Consider the following 23585-nt stretch of genomic DNA (forward strand, 5'->3'; position numbering starts at 1 on the left):
AGGGCGCGCGACTGATTTAACCTCAGTCCAAGACGGGTACATAACTTCTATGTGCAAAATTAAAGGGAGTGTGACCACTATGCGGAAAACTATCGTCATCGCGGGCGCGAGCGGCTATATCGGCTCGAACGTGATGAATCATTTAAAAGAAGAATATGACATCATCGCTTTGTCGCGCTCGACGAAGAACAAGGAAGACGAGGCCCATATCACGTGGCGGTCGTGCGATTTGTTCTCGTATGAACAGACGCGTGAAGCGTGCGAGGGAGCGGACTATGCGATGTTCCTCGTCCACTCGATGATCCCGGACGGCGGGCTGACGCAGGCGACGTTCGAGGACATGGACGCGCTCATCGCTGATAACTTCGCCCGGGCAGTGAGCGCGAACGATATCGAGCAGATTGTCTATTTGAGCGGCATCATTCCAAAAGAGTCGAAGACGTTGTCACGGCACTTGAAGAGCCGGCTCGAGGTCGAACGCATCCTCGGCGGGCAAGGTGTCCCGGTGACGACGATCCGGGCTGGGCTCATCATCGGTCCGGAAGGGTCGTCGTTTCCGATTCTCGCGAAACTCGTCAAACGACTCCCGGTCATGATCCTCCCGAACTGGACGAAGACGGAGACACATCCGATCGACCTGCGTGAAGCGGTCCAAGCGCTCATCTCGGTCGTCGGGGCCGAATCGTTGTACGACCATCATATCGACATCGGTGGTCCGGAAGTGATGACGTATCGGAAGATGATCGAAGATACGGCTGACGTCATGGGCAAGCGTCGCGTCATGATCGACTTCCCGTTCCCGACGATCAAGCTGTCACGGCTTTGGGTCATGGCTGTCACCGGTGAGCCGAAAGACACCGTCTATCCGCTCGTCGAGAGCATGGATCACGCCATGGTCGCCAAAGACACGGACGGCGTCAAACAAGGCGAGATCCCGTTCAAGGAAGCGGTCGAGCACGCGCTCGAGGAAGAAGAGAAACAGATGTCGGGCGGCGGCAAGAAGAAAAAAGCGCCGCAACAGTATACGGTCCGTTCGATTCAACGTTTCGGTCTGCCAGACGATAAATCAGCGGCTTGGATGGCCGACGAATATTTCGAATGGCTCGGGCGGGTCGCGTATCCGCTCATCCAGACGACGAAAGAACAGGATGATTGGGAGATCGCGCTTTTGCGCCCGTCACTCGTCGCACTCCATCTGTCGCTTGAAGATGCGGCGACGGACGACATGGCATCGTTCGAGATCGACGGGGGACTGTTCGCGAAGCTGACCGAGGAAGATAAGACCGGTCGCCTCGAATTCAGGCGGCTCCCGGACTCGGACGAGGGACTCATCGCCATTCATGAGTTCGTACCGGCGCTGCCGTGGTGGTTCTATACGAAGACGCAGGCGAAAGCCCACCTCGTCGTCATGTGGCTGTTCGGCCGTCACGTCCGTCTGCTTGGGGAAGATGCGGACGAGGGCGACCAAGTCGTCGAAGCACCGACCAATTAACAAAGACGTGTCCATCGCGTGATGGATACGTCTTTTTGTTTTGTCGATTATGTAAACGTTTCTTCTGTGACGTTTACAAGAAGCGGTGACAGGCGTACACTGAACTTGTTTTCGAACGAATGGAAAGAAGGAATGCAAGATGGACAATTTAATGAGTAAGCGCGAGGCGTGGCAAAAAGACATCTCGGCCGGGATCACCGTCGGGGTCGTCGCCGTTCCGCTCGCGATGGCGTTCGCGATCGCCTCGGGCGTCGGACCGGTGTATGGACTCTATACCGCCATCATCGCCGGCATCCTCGTCAGCCTGTTCGGCGGCTCGACGTTCCAAATCGCTGGACCGACCGGCGCCTTCATCCCGATCGTCTCAGGGGTCATGCTGGTGCATGGCTACGAAGGGTTGCTCGTGACGACGTTTCTCGCCGGGATTTTGCTGTTCCTTATGAGCGTGCTCCGCGTCGGCCGGCTCATCCGCTTCATGCCGCGCGCCGTCACGATCGGCTTTACAGCGGGTATCGCCGTCGTCATCTTCGTCGACCAGCTCGATGAACTGTTCGGCATCACGTTCGAGAAGGCGCCGCACTTCCATGAGAACGTCCTACAGCTCGTCACGTCACTGCCGGAGGCGAGTCTCTGGCCGATCGGCATCGCCGCCATCGGCTTCTTGACGCTCTGGCTCGTCCCGAAACTGCCCGTCAAGTTACCGCTCCTCTTGATGGCGATGCTCGTGCCGACATTCGTCAGTCTCGTCATCCCTGGCGAAGTCGCGACGATCGGCAGCGCCTACGGAGGTATCCCGAGCGGACTGCCTGACTTCAACTGGCTCACGATCGACCTCGACTTGATCGCGACACTGCTCCCATCGGCGTTCGCCATCGCCTTCCTCGGGGCGCTCGAGTCGCTATTGTCAGGTGCGGTCGCGGACGGCATGGCCGGCACGAAGATGAACCCGGACAAGGAACTGTTCGGGCAAGGGCTCGCCAACGTCGTCGTCCCGTTCTTCGGCGGCATCCCGGCGACGGGTGCGATCGCCCGGACGGCGACGAACATCCAAGCAGGGGCCGTCAGCCGCCGCTCCGGTGTCATCCACGGGTTGACGGTGCTCCTCGCCGTGCTCGTCTTGGCACCACTCGCGAGCTATGTCCCGCTCGCCGCACTCGCGCCGATCTTGATGCGCGTCGCTTGGAACATGTCGGAGCGGCACCACGTCTTCGAGATGCTCAAACATCGCTCCGCCGAGTCACTCGTCTTGCTCGTCACGCTCGGCCTGACCGTCTTCGTCGACCTCGTCGTTGCCGTCGAGGTCGGGGTCATCTGTGCGCTCGCCTTGTTCGCGAAACGGATGGCCGATACGATCGACGTCCGCGAACAGACGGAACGTTACGTGACGCGCGACGGCCAAGTCGTCTTCAGCGTCGAAGGGCCGCTCTTCTTCGGGGCGATCGAGATGTTCGAGCACGTCCTGCAACAGATCCATAACGAGCCCGACGTGTTCATCTTCAACTTCCACCGCTGCCCGGTCATCGATGTGACGGCGGTCGAAGAAGTTCGCCGCGTCGTCCGGGAACTAAAAGCGGCCGACCGTCGTGTCGTTTTCGCCCATCTGTCAGAACCCGTGCGACAGACGCTCGACCACTACGGCGTCCTCGACGGGATTGCGACGTTCGAGACGACGCAAGACGCGATTGACGCGTCTTAACGGACCGACAAGATGTGACTGAACGGGATGCGGCGCACGTCCGTATCGAACAGCTCGACTTCGCGTTCGGCGTAATAAATGGCATGGACGTAACCACGTACGGAGCGGGCAATGCCATCCTCAAACAACGTCAGCTCGACTTGATCACCTTCCCGGATGGCGCGTTCGAGCTCGGTCTGCCACATGTAGAGCAATTGCTCATCGATATCGGGTAATTCAATCTTTTGGACGTGGGCGTAATATTTCTTCAGGAGTGCCACGTGCTCGGGCATGAGGAACGGGATCCATTTCAATTCACCGCGGTCTTTGTAGCGGGTTTGGCTCATGACGGTTCACCTCCTTGTTTATGTCCGCCGATCAGGCGTTGCCGCGTACGGAGCGGGCTGTCTTTCAGTAGACTCGAGGCCGGACGGATCGTGCCGCGGCCGAACCGGACGTTCAATTGATCGACGAGGTCGAGGAAGTCGAACCGGCGCGCCCGGGCCCACTCGTCCTCGAACAACGACAGCTGGACGTGATCGCTCCGCGGCTCGAGCTTGCCGAGTGCGACCGAGACGTAACGGACCGCCTCCGTCTCGTCCCACGCCTCGAGAAACAGCTGGAACAACATTGGTAAAAACTCACGCTCGTCCGCCGTGAAGCGGGCGAGCTTTTTTTGTTTGCTGAAGCCGCGCCGCTCGCTCGTCCGAGTGTAGCGGACACCGAGATGGATGCTGCCGCCGACGAGTCCCGACTGCCGCGTCCGCATCCCGACCTCGACGGCGATTGCCTGCAAGACGAGTCGGATCGAACTTTCCGTCGTATAGTCTTTCATGAGCGTGATGCCGTGGCCAATCGTCCGGGGCCGTTGGCGTTTCGCCCCGAACAGCGAACTCGCCGGCAAGATCGTCGGCGACTCGTCGATGCCCCAGGCGTGATGCCACAGCTCGGCGCCGATGACACCGAACTTATCGTGCAACACGTCGAGCGGATAACGGGCCAGGTCGCCGATCGTGTCGATGCCGAGCCGATGGAGATGGACCGCCATCTTCGCCCCGACGCCCCACATCTTCTCGATCGGCGCCGGATGGATCAATCGTTCGACGTCGTGGAGGGCACAACTGGCGACACCGGTCTTTTTGCCATGCAAGTCGAGGACGAGTTTGGCGAGGACGTTGTTCGGTCCGATCCCAATCGTGACCGGGACGCCGGTGTAGCGGAAGACAGTCGAGCGAATGAGGCGGGCGACGTGGTCATCGTTCCCGAACAAGCGCTCCGTCCCCGTCAAGTCGACGAGCGTTTCATCGACCGAGTAGACGCGGATCGCCTCAGGCGGTGCGAACTGGTGCAGGATGTGGACGATTTGCACCGATACGTTCAAGTAATGGCTCATCCGGGCCTCGGCGTAGAGGACATGCCGTCGTTCATGCCACGGCAGACGGTCGATGTGAAAGCGCCGGGAGCCAGTCTTGATGCCGAGTCGTTTCAGCGGCGGGGTCGCGGCGAGGACGAGGGCGCCGCTGTCCTGTAAGTTCGACAAGACGACGAGCTTCGTCTTGTACGGGTTCAAGTGACGGGCTGCACACTCGCAGCTGGCATAAAATGAGACGCTATCGACACAGAAGATTCGCCGGCGCATGATTCTATCCCCTTTTAACGAACAAACGTTCTGTTTTTCTTATCGTATCACGGTCTCAAACCGTCTCAAATAGCAAAATGAAAATAAACTTGTGAATGTATTTTGAAATTTACCCAAATTTTATAGGAATTTCACAATTTAAAAACCATCTTTTAGGAAGATTTCGTAAAAAAGTCTCCGAAACGAGTAGATTTTCGCTATAATAGACGGGTATGGATTTGACAATGACTGTGAACTAAATGGAGGCTACAACGTGATTCAGTTTGTAAAGCAATTGACGAACGACCAGAGCCGACGCTTGAAAGGCTATCAACGCCGCGTCGACCGGATCAATCAATTAGAGACAACGATGCAGGCGCTCTCTGACGATGAGATGCGCACATATACCGAAACATTGAAAGCAAAAATCGCCGACGGCGCCAAAGTCGATGACATCGCCGAGGAAGCGTTCGCCCTCGTCCGTGAGGCGGCGGTGCGTGTCTTGGGCATGCGTCACTATGACGTCCAGCTCATCGGCGGGTTCGCCCTCCTCGAAGGGAACATTTCCGAGATGCCGACCGGGGAAGGGAAAACGCTCGTCGCCGCGCTCCCGAGTTACGTCATAGCACTCGAAGGCAAAGGCGTCCACGTCATCACCGTCAACGAATATCTCGCGACGCGTGACGCGAACCAAATCGGGCAGATCCACGATTTCCTTGGTCTCTCGGTCGGGTTGAACGTTCCTGAGATGGAACAGAGCGACAAGCACGCTGCGTACCAGGCCGACATTACATACGGCGTCGGGACCGAGTTCGGGTTCGACTACTTGCGCGATCACTTGGTCGGGTCACCGGAAGAGCGCGTCCAGCGCCCGTTCCACTTCGCCATCATCGACGAAGTCGACAGCATCTTGATCGACGAGGCGAAGACGCCGCTCATCATCGCGCAAAAAGACCGCTCGCACATCCGCTTGAAGGAGTTGGCGCAACGTGTCGTCACCGAGCTCGACGAGGCGGACTACGAAGTCGACCTCGAATCGAAATCGACGGCGCTCACTGACTCCGGAATCTTGAAAATCGAAGACATGTTCGCGGTCGACAACTTGTTCAGCGCCGAGCATCAAGTGCTCTATCACTACCTCGTCCAAGCGCTCCGGGCGAACGTCTTGTTCGAACTCGACGTCGACTATATCGTCAAAGAAGACAAGATCGAGCTCATCGACTTGTTCACGGGACGGATCATGGAAGGGCGCAGTCTGTCGGAAGGGCTCCATCAGGCGCTCGAGGCGAAAGAAGGCGTCACGATCACCGAGGAGAACAAGACGACGGCCGAGATTACGATTCAGCATTATTTCCGGATGTATCCGCTCATCGGCGGTATGACCGGGACGGCCCAGACGTCTCGCCAAGAGTTTTTGAAGACGTACAACATGGACGTCGTCCAAGTGCCGACGAACCGGCCGCGGTTGCGCGAAGACCACCCGGACCGCATCTTTATGACGGTCGACCAAAAATATGCGGCCGTGACCGACAAAGTCGTCGAACTGCATGAGACGGGACGCCCGGTGTTGATCGGCACGACGTCGATCGCCCAGTCCGAGGCCATCAGTAAACACTTGTCGAACAAGCGGATCGAGCACGAGGTGTTGAACGCGAAGACGGTCACGCAAGAAGCGGGCATCATCGCCGACGCCGGACGCTTCGGCAAAGTGACGATCGCGACGAACATGGCCGGTCGCGGGACCGATATCATGCTTGACGCGAAATCGAAAGAAGCGGGGGGCTTGTTCGTCATCGGGACGGAACGCCATGAGTCGCAACGTGTCGACAACCAGCTCCGTGGCCGTTCAGGACGTCAAGGCGATCCCGGCGCGACGCAGTTCTTCGTCTCGCTCGAAGATGAGATCGTCAAACGGTACGCAATCCAAAAACTTGAGCGCATCGAGAAGAAACTGAAGCCGAACGAGCATGGCGAAGTGTTATCGAAAGACGCGGCTGACGTCATCGAGTACGCGCAGACGACGATCGAAGGACTCGGCGTCTCGATTCGGGACTACTTGTTTAAGCTCGACGACGTCTTGAACGAACAACGGAAAATCATCTACACGATCCGCGATCAGGCGGTCAACGCCGACGCTGCGGCGATCACGAACAACGTGCTCGGTATGATGCGTCTCGCTTTAGCGAACAGTATCGACATGCACGTCTCGGACGAACTCGTCCCAGAAGAATGGCCGCTCGACGAGTTAAAGACAGACCTTGTCTACTTGACGACGCGCGAGCCGGTCTGGTCAGATGAGATCGCCGATTCGTTGGAATTGAAGGCAGAGCTTGCGCCGTGGATTGACGATCTTGTCGAGACGGCCGAGGCTCGTCTTCAAGCCGAGGAAGTCGTCACGTTCGTCAAAGAATCACTGTTACGGGCGTTGGACGGGAAATGGACGGACCACCTCACGACGATGAGCGGATTAAAAGAAGGCATCGGACTCCGCAGTTATGGGCAGGAAGACCCGAGTCGTCAGTTCGGTAAAGAAGGATTTGAGATCTTCGAACAGACGTATGTCAATATTGCCCGTGAAGTGACGACGGAAGTATGTCAGCTCGACCGCTATTTCGTCACGCAATCGGAGGAGGAGTAATATGTTAGGATTTCGTAAACGTAAACAGATCGATACAGGGAAGACTGAGACAGGGCGTCAACTGACGCTCGTGATCGACAGCGACATGGGGATTCCGAAAGAAGACGAGTACATGTTCCGCTATCATGCGAAGCGGCTGCCCGCGCTCCTCGACAACCAACTGTCGATCGAGCTGTTGCACGCAGAAAACTTAATGGACGGCCTGTCACTCGTCGCCTTGTTCCGGAACACGCTCCCGAGCTCGTTCGAAGTCAATGAATTGCCGGTTCTCCTCTTGAACAAAGACAATGTCCCGCTCGGACGGAAAGTATTGAGCCGTGTCGACCTTCCGAGCTTCGAGCCGTGGACGAGCAAACCGGTCTATTTGGACTTTTTTGCAGATGAACTGTTCGGCGAGTTTGAAGCGGAAGAACTGACGTCGATGCGACTCGTCTTCCAAATGAATCCGATCGATCCGTTACAGATGCTTCTAGATGAGGAAGTCGAACAATTTTCGAACACGGCGTGGCAACAGCTTCGTCGCACGAACGTGTCGACACCGCCCGTCGGCGAGAATGAGTTCAATTTAATGCTCGTCTCGGTCGAAACAAGTGAGACGAACGTCACGGCGACGTTGCTTCTCCGTAACGGCTATGAGCATGAACTGAACGTTGAACAGTTACCGCTCGAACTAGTGAGCAGGGACGAAGCGATCGCGAACACGACGATTCGCTTGAGCGAGCCGGTCCAAGGCAAACACGCCTATCCGGTCTCGGTCGTCTTTGAAGACGTCACAGCGGACGGTCCGTTCACGGTCCGCATCAAACAATAAGGAAAAGCCCAGGTTCTCTAAAACACGGAGATTCTGGGCTTTTGTCATGGACATCAAGATCCGGTCGGCCTATTCACCATAGACTAGTAAAAAGATTACGACATCCATCTCAGCCCACCACTTCCTCCGCAAAAGACTCATTTCCGAAATTGCGCCAAATCTCCTGCGAGACGGTCGAAGGCGTTCACCCGATTCGGCTCGCAATGGACAGGATGGCCATCCTGAATTCAAGATTTTAGGTGTTCTGATATGATAAAACAAGCTTTCATGTTCACTTTCGTGTGCTGTATTTAATTTTATAAGTTATCTTACAAAAAAAAATATGGTAGCGCTTACAAGCGGGTGGTATATTGAAAATGGTGAGACCAATTTGATTCAAAAGGGGAAACAAACATGAAAACTGCTCTGAAATGGACAATCGCGACCGCACTCGTATTGCCTTCGACGTTACCGCTACAAGCACCGAACGTCTTGGCGGCGTCGGACGAAGACCTCGTCAAACTTCGATTTTTAGAGACGACCGACCTACATACAAACATTACGAATTATGACTATTTCCAAGACAAGGCAGATGAGACGATCGGGCTCACGAAGACAGCGACGCTGATCAAAGCGCACCGGGCACAGGCGGGGGCGGCGAACACGTTCTTGTTCGATAACGGGGATACGATTCAAGGGACACCGTTCGGAGACTACATCCGCGAATTGCATCAACAAAATCCGGGCACGTTCGAGCACCCGATGTACAAGGCGATGGCTTCGCTCGACTATGACGCGGTCACGCTCGGTAACCACGAGTTCAACTTCGGGCTTGAATTTTTATATGACGCGATGGAAGGGTCGAAAGGCAAACTTCGTTTCGTGAACTCGAACGTCAAGGATTTAGAGGGGAATCCGATCGTATCGAAGTTCAACGTTGACGGACAAGAGGTCCAAATCATCGAACGAACGGTCACGGACACGGACGGGGAGACGCATACGATCAAAGTCGGCGTGTTCGGTGTCGTACCACCGAAAATCATGTCGTGGGATTCGGGGAACCTCCAAGGCCGTGTGACGGCGGATGATATCATCCCGTCGGCGCGTGAAGCGGTCAGCAAGTTGAAAGACCGAGGGGCGGACGTCGTCGTCGCGCTCGCGCACTCAGGTATCGGGGAGAGTGCGGCGCTCGCCGACGCCCAACTCGACAGCGAAGAGAACGTCGGCTACGCGCTCACGAAAATCGACGGGCTCGACATAGTCATGACGGGGCATCAACACGGTCGCTTCCCGGATGCGAAAGGCATGTTCGCCTCGTTCCCGAACGTAGACAATGAGAAGGGGCTCATCAACGGCAAACCGGTCGTCATGGCGAACAACCAAGGGAAAGACCTCGGCGTCATCGACTTCGAGCTCGAGAAAGTCGACGGCAAGTGGCAAATTCTCGACGCGTCGGCGAAACTCGACACGGTCACGGCGAGCACGCCGGTCGATGCCGAAACACACGCACTGATCGACACGGAGCACCGGGCGACGATCGACTACATCAATCGTTCCGTCGGTGAGATTCAAGACGACATTCAAAGCTACTTCGCGCTTGTCCGCGACGACGCGTCGGTCCAGTTCGTGACGAACGCACAACAATGGTACGTCGAGAAAGAGCTCGAGACGAATCCAGACCTCGCCCCGTACAAAGGGCTGCCACTCCTGTCAGCGGGAGCCCCGTTCAAAGCGGGTGGCCGTGAATTGACAGATGCCGGATACTACACGAACATCCCGAAAGGCCAAATCGCCTTGAAGAACGTTGCTGACTTGTACGTCTATCCGAACACGCTCGAAGTCGTCAAAGTGACGGGAGCGGACGTGATGGACTGGCTCGAGATGTCGGCTGGGGTGTATAACGAGATCGATGCGGACGGGGACGAACTATTGAACCTTCAATTCCGCAGCTACAACTTTGATATTTTGGACGGCTTGACGTATGAGATCGACGTGACGGGACCGGCGAAGTATGACGGTGGCGGGAAACTGCTCGACGCGTCAGCGAACCGGGTCAAAAACGTCGAGTATGACGGAAAAGCGATTACGATGGACCAAGAGTTCTTGGTCGCGACGAACAACTACCGGGCTGGGTCGAGCTCGTTCCCAGGTCTTGGCGGCGGAAAGAATATCGTCTATCGCTCGGCATATGAGACACGTAACGTCATCTCGGACTATATTATCGCTAGTCGTGGTGCCGTCGACTATAAAGCTGACGACAACTGGAAGATCGTCGCGGACGCGAAACGGACCGTGAAGTTTGAGACGGCAGACGCCGGCAAGCAGTACGTCGACTTGTATGAGGGGATTGAAGCGACAGATGCGACACGAGCTGACGCGGCAAACCGCCTCTTCCGGACGTATACGGCTGAGCTTGAAGCGGCGGCCGTGGATGTGACGCTCACAATCGATGTCATCAAGCCAGGAGCGAAGCAAGTCACAGGTACGACGATTCCGAACGCAAACGTGACACTTAAAGAAGGAAGCAAAGTCCTTGCGACGACCACTGCCAAAGCAGATGGCACCTATGCTTTCACAGTCAAACCGTTAAAATTACGTCAACAACTCACTGTTGTCAGTGAATCAGCTGGTAAAACGTTCACTGAAACAAAAATCGTCGGTGCCGGATTTGTGGCGACGCCCGCCTTATCGACGAAGTTGACGTACGCAAACACGAACGTTATTCCTGGGAAAACAACACCGGAATCAAAAGTGACGTTGAAACGTGACGGCAAGACAATCGCCTACGCGACAGCAGACAAGAACGGTTCATTCGAGTTCACGAAACGGGCCGGTTTCATCTATGGTGATTACGAGGTCATCGCTAAAGATGTGACCGGAAAAGTCGTCAAAGCGAAGACGTTCACGCTCAAGAAAGCGGCCATCGAGACACCTAAGAACACGAAAGGTGTGAAGGACGGTACAAGAGCGCTCATCGGTAAGACGACACCGGGTGCAGTTGTGGTCTTGAAAGATGCGAAAGGCAAGCAAGTTGCTAAAGTGACGGCGAGCTGGGCCGGCACGTATACGTTCACATTCAAGAAAGGTCTCGCTAAAGGGAACTATGCGGTCATTGCGAGTGACTATAAAGGCGCAGGTGCTAAACAAGCGAAATTTGTTTTGAAATAAGCGATTCAGCCGAGACGGTGTCCCAAGCGGACGCCGTCTTTTCTCGTGTTAAAGAAGTGTCGAAAAAGTGAACAAAACCCCTTACGAAACGTTGGGAATTGCTGTATAATCAATCACGAAAGCGTTTACATTATATGCGTAAAACATCAGGATTCATTTTTCGGGGCCGATGGGGATCGGCTACACAGTTTAAAAGGGGACATCACACATGATTACATTCTTTATTGCCTTAGCTATTTTAATTGTCGGGTACATCGTCTACGGCCGTTACGTCGAAAAGACGTTCGGCATCAAGGAAGAGCGGACGACGCCCGCCTATGCGTCGCAGGATGGCATCGACTACGTGCCGATGGGGAAAAAGCGGAACTCGATGATCCAACTGTTGAACATCGCCGGCGTCGGTCCGATTTTTGGGCCAATCATGGGGGCGCTCTACGGTCCGGTCGCATTCCTGTGGATCGTCTTCGGATCGATCTTCGCAGGTGCCGTGCACGACTATTTGACGGGGATGATCTCGCTCCGTAACAACGGGGCACACTTGCCGCAGCTCGCCGAGAAGTTCCTCGGTCGCTCGCTCCGCCATATCGTCAACGGGTTCGCCCTGTTACTGCTGCTCCTTGTCGGGACAGTGTTCGTCACGTCGCCGAGTAACATGATCAACAACTTGTTCGACGGCAACGCGTCGACGCTCGTGTTCGTCGTCTTTGCGATTTTCGCTTATTACATCTTAGCGACGCTCCTCCCGGTCGACAAAATCATCGGCCGCATCTATCCGTTCTTCGGGGCGCTCCTCATGATCAGCGCAATCGGGATCGGGGTCAGCTTGTTCGTCCAAGGCTATCAAATCCCAGAGATGACATTGACGAACATGCACCCGGACGGCTTGCCAATCTGGCCTCTCTTGTTCTTCACGATCTCGTGCGGCGCACTCTCAGGCTTCCACGCGACGCAGTCGCCGATCATCTCGCGGACGACGATGAAAGAGAGCAACGGCCGTTCGATTTTCTACGGCATGATGATCGTCGAAGCCGTCATCGCGATGATTTGGGCCGGAGCGGCGATGGCCATCTTTGAGCCAGGCGAGTTGCTCGGACTCATCAGCGCAGGTACTCCGGCACTCGTCGTCCAGGAAGTGGCGACACTCATGCTCGGCAGCATCGGCGGCACGCTCGCCATTCTCGGCGTCATCGTCTTGCCGATCACGTCAGGCGACACGGCGTTCCGCAGTGCCCGGATGATTATCGCCGACTACTTGAAAATCGCACAGAAAAAGTTCGCATCACGTCTTTGGATTGCGCTTCCGCTCTTCGCGATCTCATATGTTTTGACGAATATGGACTTCCAGATGCTTTGGCAGTATTTCAACTGGGCGAACCAGACGACGGCGGTCATCGCCTTGTTCGTCGGGGCGATGTACTTGTACATTAAAGGACGCAACCATTGGATCGCACTTATTCCAGGGACGTTCATGCTATATGCGGTTTGGTTCTACATTCTCACAGCACCGATCGGCTTCAAGATGGATGGGGTGATCCCGTACGTCATTTCGACAATCGGTACAGTGACGCTGCTCGTCTTGTTCCACATGCGCGCACGGGCGATGCGGGCACAAAATATGGAATGTGACGTTCCGGTGAAAGAAGTCGCTTAATCGAGGACACGGGTTTTTACAGACCCGTGTTTTTGTTTGCAACAAAATTGGGGAATATCCATAATAGAGGCAAGGAAAGAAAGGTGGGACCCGAATGGATCAAGAGAAACTAAAAGACATGCTCCATGCCGATACGCTCGGAGAAGAAATCGCGAGCGCCTTCACGCACGGACTAGGGGTCATCTTCAGCATCGTCGCTCTCGTCCTACTCGTCACGACCGCGACTGAGACCGGTAGCACAGGCAACGTCATCGCGGTGAGCGTGTTCGGGGTATCGATGATCTTGTTGTACTTGTTCTCGACGCTCATGCATGCGATCCCACATCCACGGGCGAAGCGGGTGCTCCAAGTGTTCGACCACGCTGGGATTTACTTATTGATTGCCGGGAGCTACACGCCGTTCGCACTCGTGTCGCTTCAGGGAACGCTCGGATGGGTGTTATTCGGCATCGTTTGGGGCGTGGCCATCTTAGGCATCGTCTGGAAAATGTATTCGACCGGGAAGTACATGTGGGTATCGAACGTGACGTACCTTGGGCTCGGGTGGATTTGTATCATCGTGATCCGTCCGCTCTACGAGTCGCTCGGCCATCAAGGGTTCATGTTGCTGCTTGCTGGTGGGCTCGCTTATTCGGTCGGGATCGTGTTTTACGTCTGGCAGAAACTGCCGTTCAATCATGCGATTTGGCACTTGTTCGTGCTCGCCGGGAGCGTGTTCGTCTTCCTTAGTATTTTGCTCTACGTCGCACCGAATACAGGCCTGTGAACCAGACGTCCGTGAGGGCGTCTGCTTTTTTGTAAAGTTGGCGAATGACGTGGTGGAAACGGTTACAAAAAAGCAGACGGATTGCCGTTTGTATGTCATAATAATTTCAGACATCGTCATAGAGATAGATGGGTGTATACGCAAGGGGGAAAATCTGATGGAAAAAGTGTTACGCGATGGATTTATTTACATGTCTCAAAACAAAGCACTCAACAGTTTGGCTAAAAAGTACGGGCTTCGGTTCGGGGCGTCACGATTTGTGGCGGGAGAAGATTTCAAGACGTCGGTGCCGACGATTCGCGAACTGAACGCGAAAGGGTTATCGGTCACGGTCGACCATCTAGGGGAATTTATTACGACGGTTCACGAAGCGAACCAGAACCGTGACGAGATCATCCGTGCCATCGAGATTATGGCCGAAGAGAAGCTCGACGCCTACATGTCGCTCAAGCTGACGTCACTCGGATTCGATATTTCGGACGAGTTGATCGAGGACAACATGCGTCAAATCTTGACGACGGCCAAGTCGGTCGGCGTTTTCGTCGCCATCGACATGGAAGACGAGTCGCGCTGCGAGAAGACGCTCGACTTGTTCAAGAAGTTGAAAGCGGACTTTGACGGACTCGGGACGGTCATCCAATCTTACTTGTACCGCTCGGAAGACGACATCAATCATCTCGCGCCGCTCAAGCCGAACCTCCGTATCGTCAAAGGGGCTTACAAAGAGCCGGCGACGGTCGCTTTCCCGGAGAAAGAAGACGTCGACCACAACTACTTGAAGCTCGTCAAACTCCATCTTGCGAACGGGAACTACGCCTCTATCGCGACCCATGACGACCACATGATCGATGCCATCATCGAGCATGTGAAATTGAACAACATCCCACTCGACCAGTTCGAGTTCCAAATGCTGTACGGCATCCGGGTCGAGCGTCAACTCGAGCTCGTCCGCCAAGGCTATAAAGTCCGTGTCTACGTGCCATACGGCCGTGACTGGTATGGTTACTTCATGCGCCGTCTCGCAGAACGTCCGGCGAACGTCGCGTTCGTGTTAAAAGGAATGGTCAAAAAATGAGAAAAGCACACAAGTTCATATCGAACTTGTGTGCTTTTTTATGGAGTTCTTATGAGGCGTTATTCCTGCTCGTCATCTTCTCGATTTTCGACCCAGAAATCTGGACCGATTTGATCAGATAGCCAGAAGAAAAGCTCTTTTTCATGTTCTGGATGTGAATCATGCAAGGCACCCGGGTCAAATACATACTGTTTATTTTGAATGAACTTGTCTCGGATGTAATCGGTCATATGATACGGGCCATACCCATAGGAAGTATTTATATCAGGCGAAGGATTTTCTTCCATGCGAATGGACATATGTGTTTCGGCTAAAAACGTAAACATTCTCGCGAGGGCGAGATAGCCTTCTGCGTTGCCGACGAAATTGACCCCAGCTGCATTCAGACTGACTTCCATTTTAGCCTCATGAGAAAAGTAAGGATCGAACTCTAACCTGTCTTCATCGTACGCTTCATACTCATCATCGCTGTGCTGGTTTGTCATCGATTGGCCTCCAGTTTTACCTATTAGTCATTAGTATACTCGTCAGATGACATATTACTTTCCACGTTCGGCCTTGTCTTGTAAGAGTCGTTCAATAACTAGAACATACACTAGAGCAACAAGAGCGCCTACTGTACCTGGCAGTACAGCAACCAAGGGGTCAGCGAGAGCTGCTTTTGGGAGTAGATAAGTCAACAATGATTTCACCCCGAAGAGTATCACAAGGGACGAAAGCAAGACGAACGTGATTGTTTTCTTATGTACGTTCCCGAAAAACTTGCGCCCCGTTTCCTTTTCGTTCGTTATGCCCAACCAAGATAACATGTACAGTACCTCCTAAAGTAATATATCACTCTATTAAATCGATCTTTTAGTCAAAAGATGTTTTTCTAATAAGCGGTCAATTTCACTTTGCTCGACTTCAGTGATTCTAGCTTTCGATTTTGGAATAATCAAGGCCTCGTCTTCTTCATAATATAAAAAGCGATGTGTCTCATCCTCGTTCACTTTGAAAATAGATTTCCAAGGGACTTGAGTCGTTCGATAGACTTTGCCACGAACGGCATGCATCTCGACGTGAGTATCATGAAGTTGAAGCGTGATGTCTTTTGGCCAAGCACCATTTTTTTTGAGTAGACGCCTAGTTTGCCAGAGGGCGATTGGGGCGTGCAGATCCTTTAGGAGCGGTCTCAGCAAAAGCGCGAACAACATCCCCATACCTACCGCGATTAATAAAAACAAGCTAGTCGACTCGGGTCGAGGTGCAAAAAAGATTACTGATACAAATCCGAGAGCAAATGCAATGACTTGCATCCAAATTACCCACAGATTGCGGCTCCTATTATGTTGATCTGTACGGAGAAGCAAGTCGTTTTGAAATGATAAAAAATCTTCAAGCGTCAATTGATACGTGGTGACCATTTCAACTACTCCTTTCTGATCAGGTAATATACGTGTACGTCCATCGACTTGCATGAAGACGTTAGATTATGTCTGTCCTTTGATGATTGAGGCGATTAGAGTGTGATATTTACGTTTTTTTGTAACAGATGACTGATTGTATTTTGCTCCGTCTCGCTCAGCATTTGGTTTTGCTTCGGTACAACAATCGTTTCTCTTGCCTCAACGTACAGGTAATGATTTGTCTCGTCCCCACTCACTCGTTCAATCGCGTCCCATGCGACTTGAAGGCGTTTATTGACGTTGTTGTGGAGTGAATTGCGCTCAATCCCGTTTTCGTTGATGTACAACGTGATGTCACGTGGCCATTTCGTCTCTTGTTTCAGTAGATAGCGGAATTGCCAAAGTGTGATGTTTACATACGCTTTTTTTAAGAAGGGGAACAATAGAAGCGCTAGGAACAAACTTGAACCGATGGCGAGTCCGAGGAGTAGGGGGACAGAAATCGTTTGAGGTAACAAAAAAATTGCGAGCAAGAATCCCCATAATACTGTAAGCAACATCAATACAATCGTGACGTGTCTAGCTCTTCTTTTATGGTAATCGGAATTTTCGATGAAGTTTTTTTGTAAGGCGAAAAAATCATCTTTTGTCAATTGAAAATGAATCATCAAGCGTTGGCTCCTTTCTTCCGTATAATCGTCTAAATGACCGGACGAATTCCTACAGACAACGCTAACATAGGATGGGTTAATTTTCCAACAAAAAGACCCAGTGACTGAACACTGGGCCGCCTTACAAAATTATCCGTTGATGACCGTACCACCGTTGACGTGCATGACCTGTCCGCTGACGTACGTCGAATCGTCGCTTGCGAGATAGACGTAAGCAGGGGCGAGCTCTGCCGGCTGGCCCGCACGCTTCATCTCAGAAGAGTCACCGAACGTGGCGACTTTCTCGGCCGGGAAAGTCGCCGGGATGAGCGGTGTCCAAATCGGGCCTGGCGCGACACCGTTGACGCGGATCTTCTTCTCGGCCAAGTTTTTGGCGAGCGAGCGTGTGAACGATGTGATCGCACCTTTCGTCGACGCGTAGTCGATCAATTGGTCGTTGCCTTCATACGCCGTGATCGACGTCGTATTGATGATGCTCGCGCCTTCGTTCAAGTACGGGAGCGCCGCTTTCGTCAAATAGAACATGCTGAAGATGTTCGTCCGGAACGTCCGCTCGAGCTGGTCGTCCGAGATGTCGAGGAGCGACTCTTGCGGATGTTGCTCGGCGGCGTTGTTGACGAGCACGTCCAAGTGGCCGAACGTCTCGAGCGTCTGTTTGACGACGTCTTGGCAGAACGCCGAATCACCGAGGTCACCTTGCAGCAACAGGCACGCTTGACCGAGTTCTTCGATCCGTTCTTTCGTCGCTTCAGCGTCCTCGAGCTCGTTTTGGTCTTTGTAGACGATGACCGAGTTTGCGCCTTCATGGGCGAAGAAAATAGCGACCGATTTCCCGATCCCTGAGTCACCGCCCGTGATGATGGCGACTTTGTCTTTCAATTTGTCGCTTCCTTTGTATCCTTCGCGCTCATAGATCGGGAACGGCTCCATCTTCGAATCGATTCCCGGTTGATGGGCTTGCGCTTGTCCGTCCTTCTTGAACGATTCAAAATCCTTGCGGCTTCCGACTGTATTTAAACGATTGTCACTCATATTGTTTAGTCCCCTTTCAAAAATTGACTCAATGTGTCTATACCACACACATCAAAAAATAATCGTAAATCAGAAAAATGGAATGAATTTGAAAAATGAACGCTTGCGAATGAATTGTCATTCATTTATGATAGAAGAGTAAACACGATGGTGATTGCGATTTTTTTTACGTGTGAAATGAATCACTATTCATTCTCATTGAGGGGGGAACAATATGACGAGTCACATCGAACAATCAGCCGACCTCCGTTTGACGAGCAATATCCGTTTTGCGGTCGTCATCGGTTCAGGAGTAATGGGGGCGGGGATTGCGGCCCATTTGGCGAACGCGGGGGTTCGTTCGCTCATGCTCGACATCGTACCACGTGAATTGACGGCGCAAGAAGAAGCGAAAGGGCTCACGCTCGAATCACCGGAAGTACGGAATCGGATCGCGTCCGAGAACCGTCACAAGTTGTTGAAACAAAATCCGGCACCGCTCGCGACGGCGGAACACTTGAACTTCATCGAGGTCGGGAACTTAGAAGATGATCTCGAACGATTGAAAGAAGCCGACTGGGTCATCGAAGTCATCGTCGAACGGCTCGACGTGAAACAACAATTATTCGACAAAATCGCACCTTACATCCGCGAAGACGCGATACTCAGCTCGAACACGTCTGGGATCTCGATCGAAGCGATGGCGAGCGCCTTGCCGGAAGGTTTGAAGTCACGCTTCCTCGGGACGCACTTCTTCAACCCGCCGCGCTACTTGAAGCTGCTCGAACTCATCCCGACGGAGAAGACGGCGCGCCCGGTCATCGATTTCATGGCCCGCTTTGCTGAGGACCGTCTCGGTAAAGGCGTCGTCGAGGCGAAAGACACGCCGAACTTCATCGGTAACCGCATCGGCACGTACGGCCTGCTCGTCACGTTCGAGGAGATGTTGAAACAGAACGCGACGATCGGCGAGATGGACTCGATCACAGGACCGCTCATCGGTCGTCCGAAATCAGCGACATTCCGTACACTCGACGTCGTCGGTATCGACACGTTCGTCCACGTCGCCGGGAACGTCTATGAGGCGCTCGAAGCGGGCGAGGAGAAAGATACGTTCGATGTCCCTGCTGAAATGAAGACGCTCGTCGAAAAAGGTTGGATCGGACAAAAGTCTGGTCAAGGGTTCTATAAGAAAGACGGGAAAGTCATCCAGGAACTCAACTTGAGCACGTTTGAGTACGAACAATTGAAAGCGATTACAGGACCTGAGCTCGACCAAATCAAGTCGCTCCCAGGCTCGAAAGCGAAACTGAAAGGCGCGATCTTGAACAAGGGACGCGTCGGACAGTTGCTCTGGCCGGTGACGGCGAAGACGCTCGTCTACTCGGCACGACTCACAGGTGAGATCAGTGACTCGATCGTCGCCATCGATGACGCGATGAAGTGGGGATTCGGTTGGAAGTTCGGACCGTTCGAGACATGGGACGCACTCGGTGTCGAAAAATCGGTCGCACGCATGAAAGCGGAAGGATATGCCGTCCCGGCGTGGATCGATGAGATGCTCGCTGCCGGACACACTTCCTTCAATAAAGGGGACCAGTATTACGATCAAGCGTCTGGGACGTACGTCGAGAAGACCGTCAACCCGAAAGAATTGAAACTTGCACCGCTCGCCAAGTCGAACGGGATCATCCTCGAGAACGGCGGGGCTCGCCTCATCGATATCGGTGACGACGTCGTCGCCCTCGAGTTCACGTCACCGAACAACGCGATCGGGGTCGACATCATGCAGATGATCGAGCAATCGATCGACCTCGTCGAGCAAGACTTCAAAGGACTCGTCCTCGCCAACGATGGTAAAAACTTCTGCGTCGGCGCCAACCTCGCGATGATGCTCATGGAAGCGGAAGACGAGAACTGGTATGAGCTCGACTGGATCATCAACAAGTTCCAACAAGTCGTTCAAAAAATCCGTTACGCAGGTCGCCCGGTCGTCGTCGCACCTTACGGCATGACACTCGGAGGCGGCACGGAGATCAGTTTGCCGGCAGCACGCATGCAAGCGGCGCTCGAAACGTACATGGGACTCGTCGAAGTCGGTGTCGGCCTCATCCCTGGCGGCGGCGGCAACGTCAACACGTACCGTCGTCTACTTGAACAGACGCCAAAATCGATGCAAAACATCGAGAAGGCGGCACAGCAGACGTTCGAGAACATCGCGATGGCGAAAGTATCGAAGTCGGCGTACGACGCGAAAGCGCTCGGCTATCATCGTCCGGTCGACGGCATCTCGATGAACCGTGACCACTTGACGTTCGACGCGAAACAAACCGTCCTTGGACTTACAGACGGATACGTCGCGCCGATGCGCGAGAAGTTGCCGGTCGTCGGTCGAACCGGGAAAGCGACGCTCGAACTCGCAGCGTACGAGATGTTCTACGGTGGTTATATTTCAGAGCACGACTTGAAGATCGCCAAAAAACTTGCCCACGTCATCAGCGGCGGCGATTTGGCATACGGCACGATGGTCGACGAGCAATACTTCCTCGACATCGAGCGTGAGGCGTTCTTGAGCCTCATCGGAGAACCGAAATCGCAACAACGGATGCAACATATGCTCGTCAAAGGCAAACCACTTCGGAACTGACAAAAGGGGGACTTAACAGATGAGAGAAGCAGTCATCGTGGCCGGTGCACGAACACCGGTCGGAAAAGCAAAACGCGGGTCGTTCCGAAACGTTCGTTCGGACGAGCTCGCAGGTCACGCCATCAAAGCGACGCTCGAGCGGTCGGGATACACGGGACCGATTGACGACGTCATCATGGGATGCGCCATGCCGGAAGCGGAGCAAGGGATGAACATCGCCCGTTATGCGGCCGTACGCGGTGGACTATCACACGAAGTACCCGCCGTCACGATCAACCGTTACTGCTCGTCAGGCCTTCAAGCAATCGCGGACGCGGCAGCGAAGATCATGATCGGTCAAGCGACGGCAATCATTGCCGGCGGAATGGAATCGATGAGTCTCGTCCCGATGGGTGGACACGTCATCCGTCCGAACCCGACGATCATGGAGACGGCGCCTGAGTATTACATGAGCATGGGACACACGGCTGAGCGCGTAGCGGCCGAGTACAACATCTCACGAGTTGACCAGGACTTGTTCGCCATCGACAGCCATCAAAAAGCGGCGGCTGCGATCGCGGGCGGCAAGTTCGAAGAAGAGATCGTGCCGGTGACGGTCATCGAGCACGTCCTCGGTGAAGATGGGAAAGTCGCGGAGCGTGAATTCGTCGTCAAGCACGACGAAGGCGTCCGGGCTAACTCGACGGTCGAAGCACTCGGCAAATTGCGTCCAGCTTTCAAAATCAAAGGATCGGTCACAGCCGGTAACGCGTCACAAGTATCAGACGGAGCTGCAGCCGTGCTCGTCATGGAGCGGGAAGAGGCGGAACGCCAAGGCTTGAAGCCGATGGCGAAGTTCCTCTCGTTCGCAGTCGGCGGGGTCCGCCCGGAAGTGATGGGGATCGGACCGGTCGTCGCCATCCCGAAAGCGTTAGAGATGGCTGGCGTGAAGCTTGAAGAAGTCGGATTGTTCGAGTTGAACGAGGCGTTCGCGAGCCAATCACTCGGCGTCATCCGTGAACTCGGCATCGACCCGTCCAAAGTGAACGTCAACGGCGGCGCGATCGCCCTCGGCCATCCACTCGGTTGTACGGGCGCGAAACTAGCGGTATCGATTCTGCATGAAATGAAACGACGCAATGAGAAATATGGGGTTGTCACGATGTGCATCGGTGGCGGAATGGGCGCTGCTGGCGTCTTCGAATTACTATAAGGGGGAAATGACTATGGAACGTACAGAACACGAATTGATTAAAGGCGGTAGCTTTGTCATTGACGCACTCGACGCGGATCGTCTCTTCACACCGGAAGACTTTTCAGACGAGCATAAGATGATCGGGGACACGACGTCGAGTTTCGTCGACGACCGTGTCATGCCGGTACTTGGACGCATCGAAAAACATGAGTTCGATCTCTCGGTCGAACTGTTGAAAGAAGCGGGCGAACTCGGTTTGCTCGGTGCCGATGTACCTGAAGAGTACGGCGGTTATCAGCTCGACAAGATCTCGTCATCGATCATCACGGAACGGTTCGCCAAAGCCCGTTCGTTCGCCCTCAGTTACGGCGCTCACGTCGGGATCGGGACGCTTCCGATCGTCTTCTTCGGAACAGAAGAGCAAAAGCATAAGTACTTGCCGAAGCTCGCAACGGGCGAATGGATCGCAGCGTACGCGCTCACAGAGCCAGGCTCAGGGTCGGACGCGCTCGGCGCGAAGTCGACAGCTGTCTTGAACGAGGCTGGAACGCACTACGTCTTGAACGGTGAGAAACAATGGATCACGAACGCAGGCTTCGCTAACGTGTTCGTCGTCTACGCGAAAATTGACGGCGACAAGTTCAGCGCCTTCATCGTCGAACGCGACTACAACGGCGTCTCGACAGGTGCTGAAGAGCAGAAGATGGGCATTAAAGGATCGTCGACGCGGACGCTCATTTTACAAGACGTCGAAGTCCCGGTCGATAACCTGTTAGGTGAAGTCGGTAAAGGGCACGTCATCGCCTTCAACATCTTGAACGTCGGTCGTTACAAACTCGCGGTCGGAGCGGTCGGTTCATCAAAACGTGCATTCGATCTCTCGGTCCAATACGCGAACGAGCGCAAGCAGTTCAAGACGCCGATCAGCCAGTTCCCGCTCATCCAAGAAAAATTAGCGACGATGGCGGCGAACATTTACGCGATGGAGAGCTCGGTCTACCGCACAGGCGGCTTGTTCCAAGACAGCCTCGACGCGCTTGGTGACGAGAACATGCGCGACGGCTCGAAAGTCGCCCAATCGATCGCGGAGTATGCGATCGAATGCTCGCTCAACAAAGTGTTCGCGTCTGAGACGTTCGACTACGTCGTCGACGAAGCCGTTCAAATTCACGGCGGCTACGGCTTCATGACCGAGTACGAGGTCGAAAACTTGTACCGTGACTCACGGATCAACCGGATCTTCGAAGGAACGAACGAAATCAACCGCTTGATCGTCCCGAGCACGCTCCTCAAGAAAGCGATGAAAGGCGACTTGCCACTCCTCGCCGAAGCACAGAAGCTCCAAAAAGAGCTCATGAGCTATATGCCGCAAGAGCTCGACGGTTCACCGCTCGCGCGCGAGAAGATGCTTCTATCGAACATGAAGAAGATCAACTTGATGATCGCAGGGACAGCCGTCCAGAAATACCAGCAGAACCTCCAAAACGAGCAAGAGATCCTCGCCAAGCTCGCCGACATCATCAGCGCTATCTATGCGCTTGAAGCGGCGATTGCGCGGACGGATAAAGCGATTGCTCGGACTGGTATCGATAAGAACCAACAAAAAGTACGTTACACGGAAATCTTCGCCGAGCAAGTGTTCAAGCAAGTCGAGCTCATGGCGAAAGAAGTGTTGTACGCGGCAGCGTCAGGCGACGAGCAACGGATGTTGCTCTCGGCGATGAAGAAGTTCAGCCGCTATCAGCCAATCAACGTCATCGGCACGAAGCGCGAAGTCGCAGCGAGCCTCATCAAAGCGAACAAGTTCATCGTTTGACACTC

The 23585-nt window shown here is 54.1% G+C and carries 18 protein-coding genes; 11 read left to right on the forward strand and 7 right to left on the reverse strand.

Translation table 11 applies throughout. The features are described 5' to 3' along the window. Positions 1 to 79 precede the first annotated feature (79 nt). Together EVJ24_RS11525 and EVJ24_RS11530 are read left to right on the forward strand one after the other, a co-directional pair. On the forward strand, positions 80 to 1492 hold the full coding sequence (locus EVJ24_RS11525; RefSeq protein WP_131441409.1) for an NAD-dependent epimerase/dehydratase family protein: 1413 nt from the start codon (positions 80 to 82) through the stop codon (positions 1490 to 1492). A gap of 139 nt (positions 1493 to 1631) precedes the next feature. Continuing rightward, a complete protein-coding gene (locus tag EVJ24_RS11530) occupies positions 1632 to 3188 on the forward strand; it encodes a SulP family inorganic anion transporter (RefSeq protein ID WP_131441410.1) in 1557 nt (518 codons plus the stop codon). Here the strand turns inward: EVJ24_RS11530 and EVJ24_RS11535 are convergent. Beyond that, the gene (locus EVJ24_RS11535; protein WP_131441411.1) at positions 3185 to 3514 is read right to left on the reverse strand and encodes a YolD-like family protein; all 330 of its coding nucleotides are present in this window, start codon (positions 3512 to 3514) and stop codon (positions 3185 to 3187) included. The genes EVJ24_RS11530 and EVJ24_RS11535 overlap by 4 nt on opposite strands. Beyond that, the gene (locus EVJ24_RS11540) at positions 3511 to 4806 is read right to left on the reverse strand and encodes a Y-family DNA polymerase (RefSeq protein ID WP_131441412.1); all 1296 of its coding nucleotides are present in this window, start codon (positions 4804 to 4806) and stop codon (positions 3511 to 3513) included. The genes EVJ24_RS11535 and EVJ24_RS11540 overlap by 4 nt, the downstream gene beginning before the upstream one ends. 253 nt (positions 4807 to 5059) lie before the next feature. On the opposite strand from EVJ24_RS11540, the gene secA2 reads away from it, so the two are divergent. The 6 genes from secA2 to EVJ24_RS11570 all read left to right on the forward strand — a co-directional run bounded on the left by secA2 (position 5060) and on the right by EVJ24_RS11570 (position 14873). Beyond that, positions 5060 to 7423: an accessory Sec system translocase SecA2 gene (secA2, locus tag EVJ24_RS11545; RefSeq protein WP_131441413.1), complete on the forward strand. Its 2364-nt coding sequence runs from the start codon at positions 5060 to 5062 to the stop codon at positions 7421 to 7423. A 1-nt stretch (position 7424) separates the two neighbouring features. After that, positions 7425 to 8234 (forward strand): SLAP domain-containing protein, encoded by an 810-nt coding sequence (locus EVJ24_RS11550; RefSeq protein WP_131441414.1) that lies wholly within the window; start codon positions 7425 to 7427, stop codon positions 8232 to 8234. 393 nt (positions 8235 to 8627) lie between these two features. After that, positions 8628 to 11381, forward strand: a complete 2754-nt coding sequence (locus tag EVJ24_RS11555; RefSeq protein ID WP_131441415.1) for a bifunctional 2',3'-cyclic-nucleotide 2'-phosphodiesterase/3'-nucleotidase — start codon at positions 8628 to 8630, stop codon at positions 11379 to 11381. A gap of 208 nt (positions 11382 to 11589) precedes the next feature. Next, complete coding sequence (locus EVJ24_RS11560) at positions 11590 to 13032, forward strand: carbon starvation CstA family protein (RefSeq protein ID WP_131441416.1); 1443 nt, start codon at positions 11590 to 11592, stop codon at positions 13030 to 13032. A 94-nt stretch (positions 13033 to 13126) separates the two neighbouring features. Beyond that, positions 13127 to 13798: a PAQR family membrane homeostasis protein TrhA gene (trhA, locus tag EVJ24_RS11565; RefSeq protein ID WP_131441417.1), complete on the forward strand. Its 672-nt coding sequence runs from the start codon at positions 13127 to 13129 to the stop codon at positions 13796 to 13798. 157 nt (positions 13799 to 13955) lie between these two features. Beyond that, on the forward strand, positions 13956 to 14873 hold the full coding sequence (locus EVJ24_RS11570; protein WP_071397934.1) for a proline dehydrogenase family protein: 918 nt from the start codon (positions 13956 to 13958) through the stop codon (positions 14871 to 14873). A gap of 59 nt (positions 14874 to 14932) precedes the next feature. Here EVJ24_RS11570 and EVJ24_RS11575 read toward each other — a convergent pair whose 3' ends face one another. The 5 genes from EVJ24_RS11575 to EVJ24_RS11595 all read right to left on the reverse strand — a co-directional run bounded on the left by EVJ24_RS11575 (position 14933) and on the right by EVJ24_RS11595 (position 17964). Next, positions 14933 to 15358, reverse strand: coding sequence for a hypothetical protein (locus EVJ24_RS11575; RefSeq protein WP_070328725.1), 426 nt, complete (start codon positions 15356 to 15358; stop codon positions 14933 to 14935). Positions 15359 to 15412: 54 nt separating this feature from the next. Continuing rightward, positions 15413 to 15682 carry a hypothetical protein gene (locus EVJ24_RS11580; RefSeq protein WP_131441418.1) on the reverse strand — a complete coding sequence of 90 codons (270 nt, stop codon included), beginning with the start codon at positions 15680 to 15682 and terminating at the stop codon, positions 15413 to 15415. A 33-nt stretch (positions 15683 to 15715) separates the two neighbouring features. Beyond that, positions 15716 to 16279 (reverse strand): YcxB family protein, encoded by a 564-nt coding sequence (locus tag EVJ24_RS11585; protein ID WP_161568752.1) that lies wholly within the window; start codon positions 16277 to 16279, stop codon positions 15716 to 15718. Positions 16280 to 16374: 95 nt separating this feature from the next. Then, on the reverse strand, positions 16375 to 16821 hold the full coding sequence (locus tag EVJ24_RS11590; protein WP_131441420.1) for a hypothetical protein: 447 nt from the start codon (positions 16819 to 16821) through the stop codon (positions 16375 to 16377). A 240-nt stretch (positions 16822 to 17061) separates the two neighbouring features. Next, a complete protein-coding gene (locus EVJ24_RS11595; RefSeq protein ID WP_131441421.1) occupies positions 17062 to 17964 on the reverse strand; it encodes an SDR family oxidoreductase in 903 nt (300 codons plus the stop codon). A gap of 214 nt (positions 17965 to 18178) precedes the next feature. On the opposite strand from EVJ24_RS11595, the gene EVJ24_RS11600 reads away from it, so the two are divergent. From EVJ24_RS11600 to EVJ24_RS11610, 3 genes are read left to right on the forward strand one after another with little or no spacing between them, the layout of a single operon-like run. After that, on the forward strand, positions 18179 to 20590 hold the full coding sequence (locus EVJ24_RS11600) for a 3-hydroxyacyl-CoA dehydrogenase/enoyl-CoA hydratase family protein (protein WP_131441422.1): 2412 nt from the start codon (positions 18179 to 18181) through the stop codon (positions 20588 to 20590). A 19-nt stretch (positions 20591 to 20609) separates the two neighbouring features. Continuing rightward, the gene (locus EVJ24_RS11605; protein ID WP_016510281.1) at positions 20610 to 21782 is read left to right on the forward strand and encodes an acetyl-CoA C-acetyltransferase; all 1173 of its coding nucleotides are present in this window, start codon (positions 20610 to 20612) and stop codon (positions 21780 to 21782) included. A 13-nt stretch (positions 21783 to 21795) separates the two neighbouring features. After that, positions 21796 to 23580: an acyl-CoA dehydrogenase family protein gene (locus EVJ24_RS11610; protein ID WP_070328732.1), complete on the forward strand. Its 1785-nt coding sequence runs from the start codon at positions 21796 to 21798 to the stop codon at positions 23578 to 23580. Positions 23581 to 23585: the final 5 nt, after the last annotated feature.

The sequence above is a fragment of the Exiguobacterium sp. SH1S21 genome (assembly GCF_004337175.1).
Classification (GTDB): Bacteria; Bacillota; Bacilli; order Exiguobacteriales; family Exiguobacteriaceae; genus Exiguobacterium; species Exiguobacterium aurantiacum_A.

Excerpts from the sequence above, each read along its gene's own strand:
- EVJ24_RS11525 (WP_131441409.1), top strand. The coding sequence starts at position 80 with ATGCGGAAAACTATCGTCATCGCGGGCGCGAGCGGCTATATCGGCTCG.
- EVJ24_RS11530 (WP_131441410.1), top strand. The coding sequence starts at position 1,632 with ATGGACAATTTAATGAGTAAGCGCGAGGCGTGGCAAAAAGACATCTCG.
- EVJ24_RS11535 (WP_131441411.1), bottom strand. The coding sequence starts at position 3,514 with ATGAGCCAAACCCGCTACAAAGACCGCGGTGAATTGAAATGGATCCCG.
- EVJ24_RS11540 (WP_131441412.1), bottom strand. The coding sequence starts at position 4,806 with ATGCGCCGGCGAATCTTCTGTGTCGATAGCGTCTCATTTTATGCCAGC.
- EVJ24_RS11550 (WP_131441414.1), top strand. The coding sequence starts at position 7,425 with ATGTTAGGATTTCGTAAACGTAAACAGATCGATACAGGGAAGACTGAG.
- EVJ24_RS11555 (WP_131441415.1), top strand. The coding sequence starts at position 8,628 with ATGAAAACTGCTCTGAAATGGACAATCGCGACCGCACTCGTATTGCCT.
- EVJ24_RS11560 (WP_131441416.1), top strand. The coding sequence starts at position 11,590 with ATGATTACATTCTTTATTGCCTTAGCTATTTTAATTGTCGGGTACATC.
- trhA (WP_131441417.1), top strand. The coding sequence starts at position 13,127 with ATGGATCAAGAGAAACTAAAAGACATGCTCCATGCCGATACGCTCGGA.
- EVJ24_RS11570 (WP_071397934.1), top strand. The coding sequence starts at position 13,956 with ATGGAAAAAGTGTTACGCGATGGATTTATTTACATGTCTCAAAACAAA.
- EVJ24_RS11575 (WP_070328725.1), bottom strand. The coding sequence starts at position 15,358 with ATGACAAACCAGCACAGCGATGATGAGTATGAAGCGTACGATGAAGAC.
- EVJ24_RS11580 (WP_131441418.1), bottom strand. The coding sequence starts at position 15,682 with ATGTTATCTTGGTTGGGCATAACGAACGAAAAGGAAACGGGGCGCAAG.
- EVJ24_RS11585 (WP_161568752.1), bottom strand. The coding sequence starts at position 16,279 with ATGGTCACCACGTATCAATTGACGCTTGAAGATTTTTTATCATTTCAA.
- EVJ24_RS11590 (WP_131441420.1), bottom strand. The coding sequence starts at position 16,821 with ATGTTGCTTACAGTATTATGGGGATTCTTGCTCGCAATTTTTTTGTTA.
- EVJ24_RS11595 (WP_131441421.1), bottom strand. The coding sequence starts at position 17,964 with ATGAGTGACAATCGTTTAAATACAGTCGGAAGCCGCAAGGATTTTGAA.
- EVJ24_RS11600 (WP_131441422.1), top strand. The coding sequence starts at position 18,179 with ATGACGAGTCACATCGAACAATCAGCCGACCTCCGTTTGACGAGCAAT.
- EVJ24_RS11605 (WP_016510281.1), top strand. The coding sequence starts at position 20,610 with ATGAGAGAAGCAGTCATCGTGGCCGGTGCACGAACACCGGTCGGAAAA.
- EVJ24_RS11610 (WP_070328732.1), top strand. The coding sequence starts at position 21,796 with ATGGAACGTACAGAACACGAATTGATTAAAGGCGGTAGCTTTGTCATT.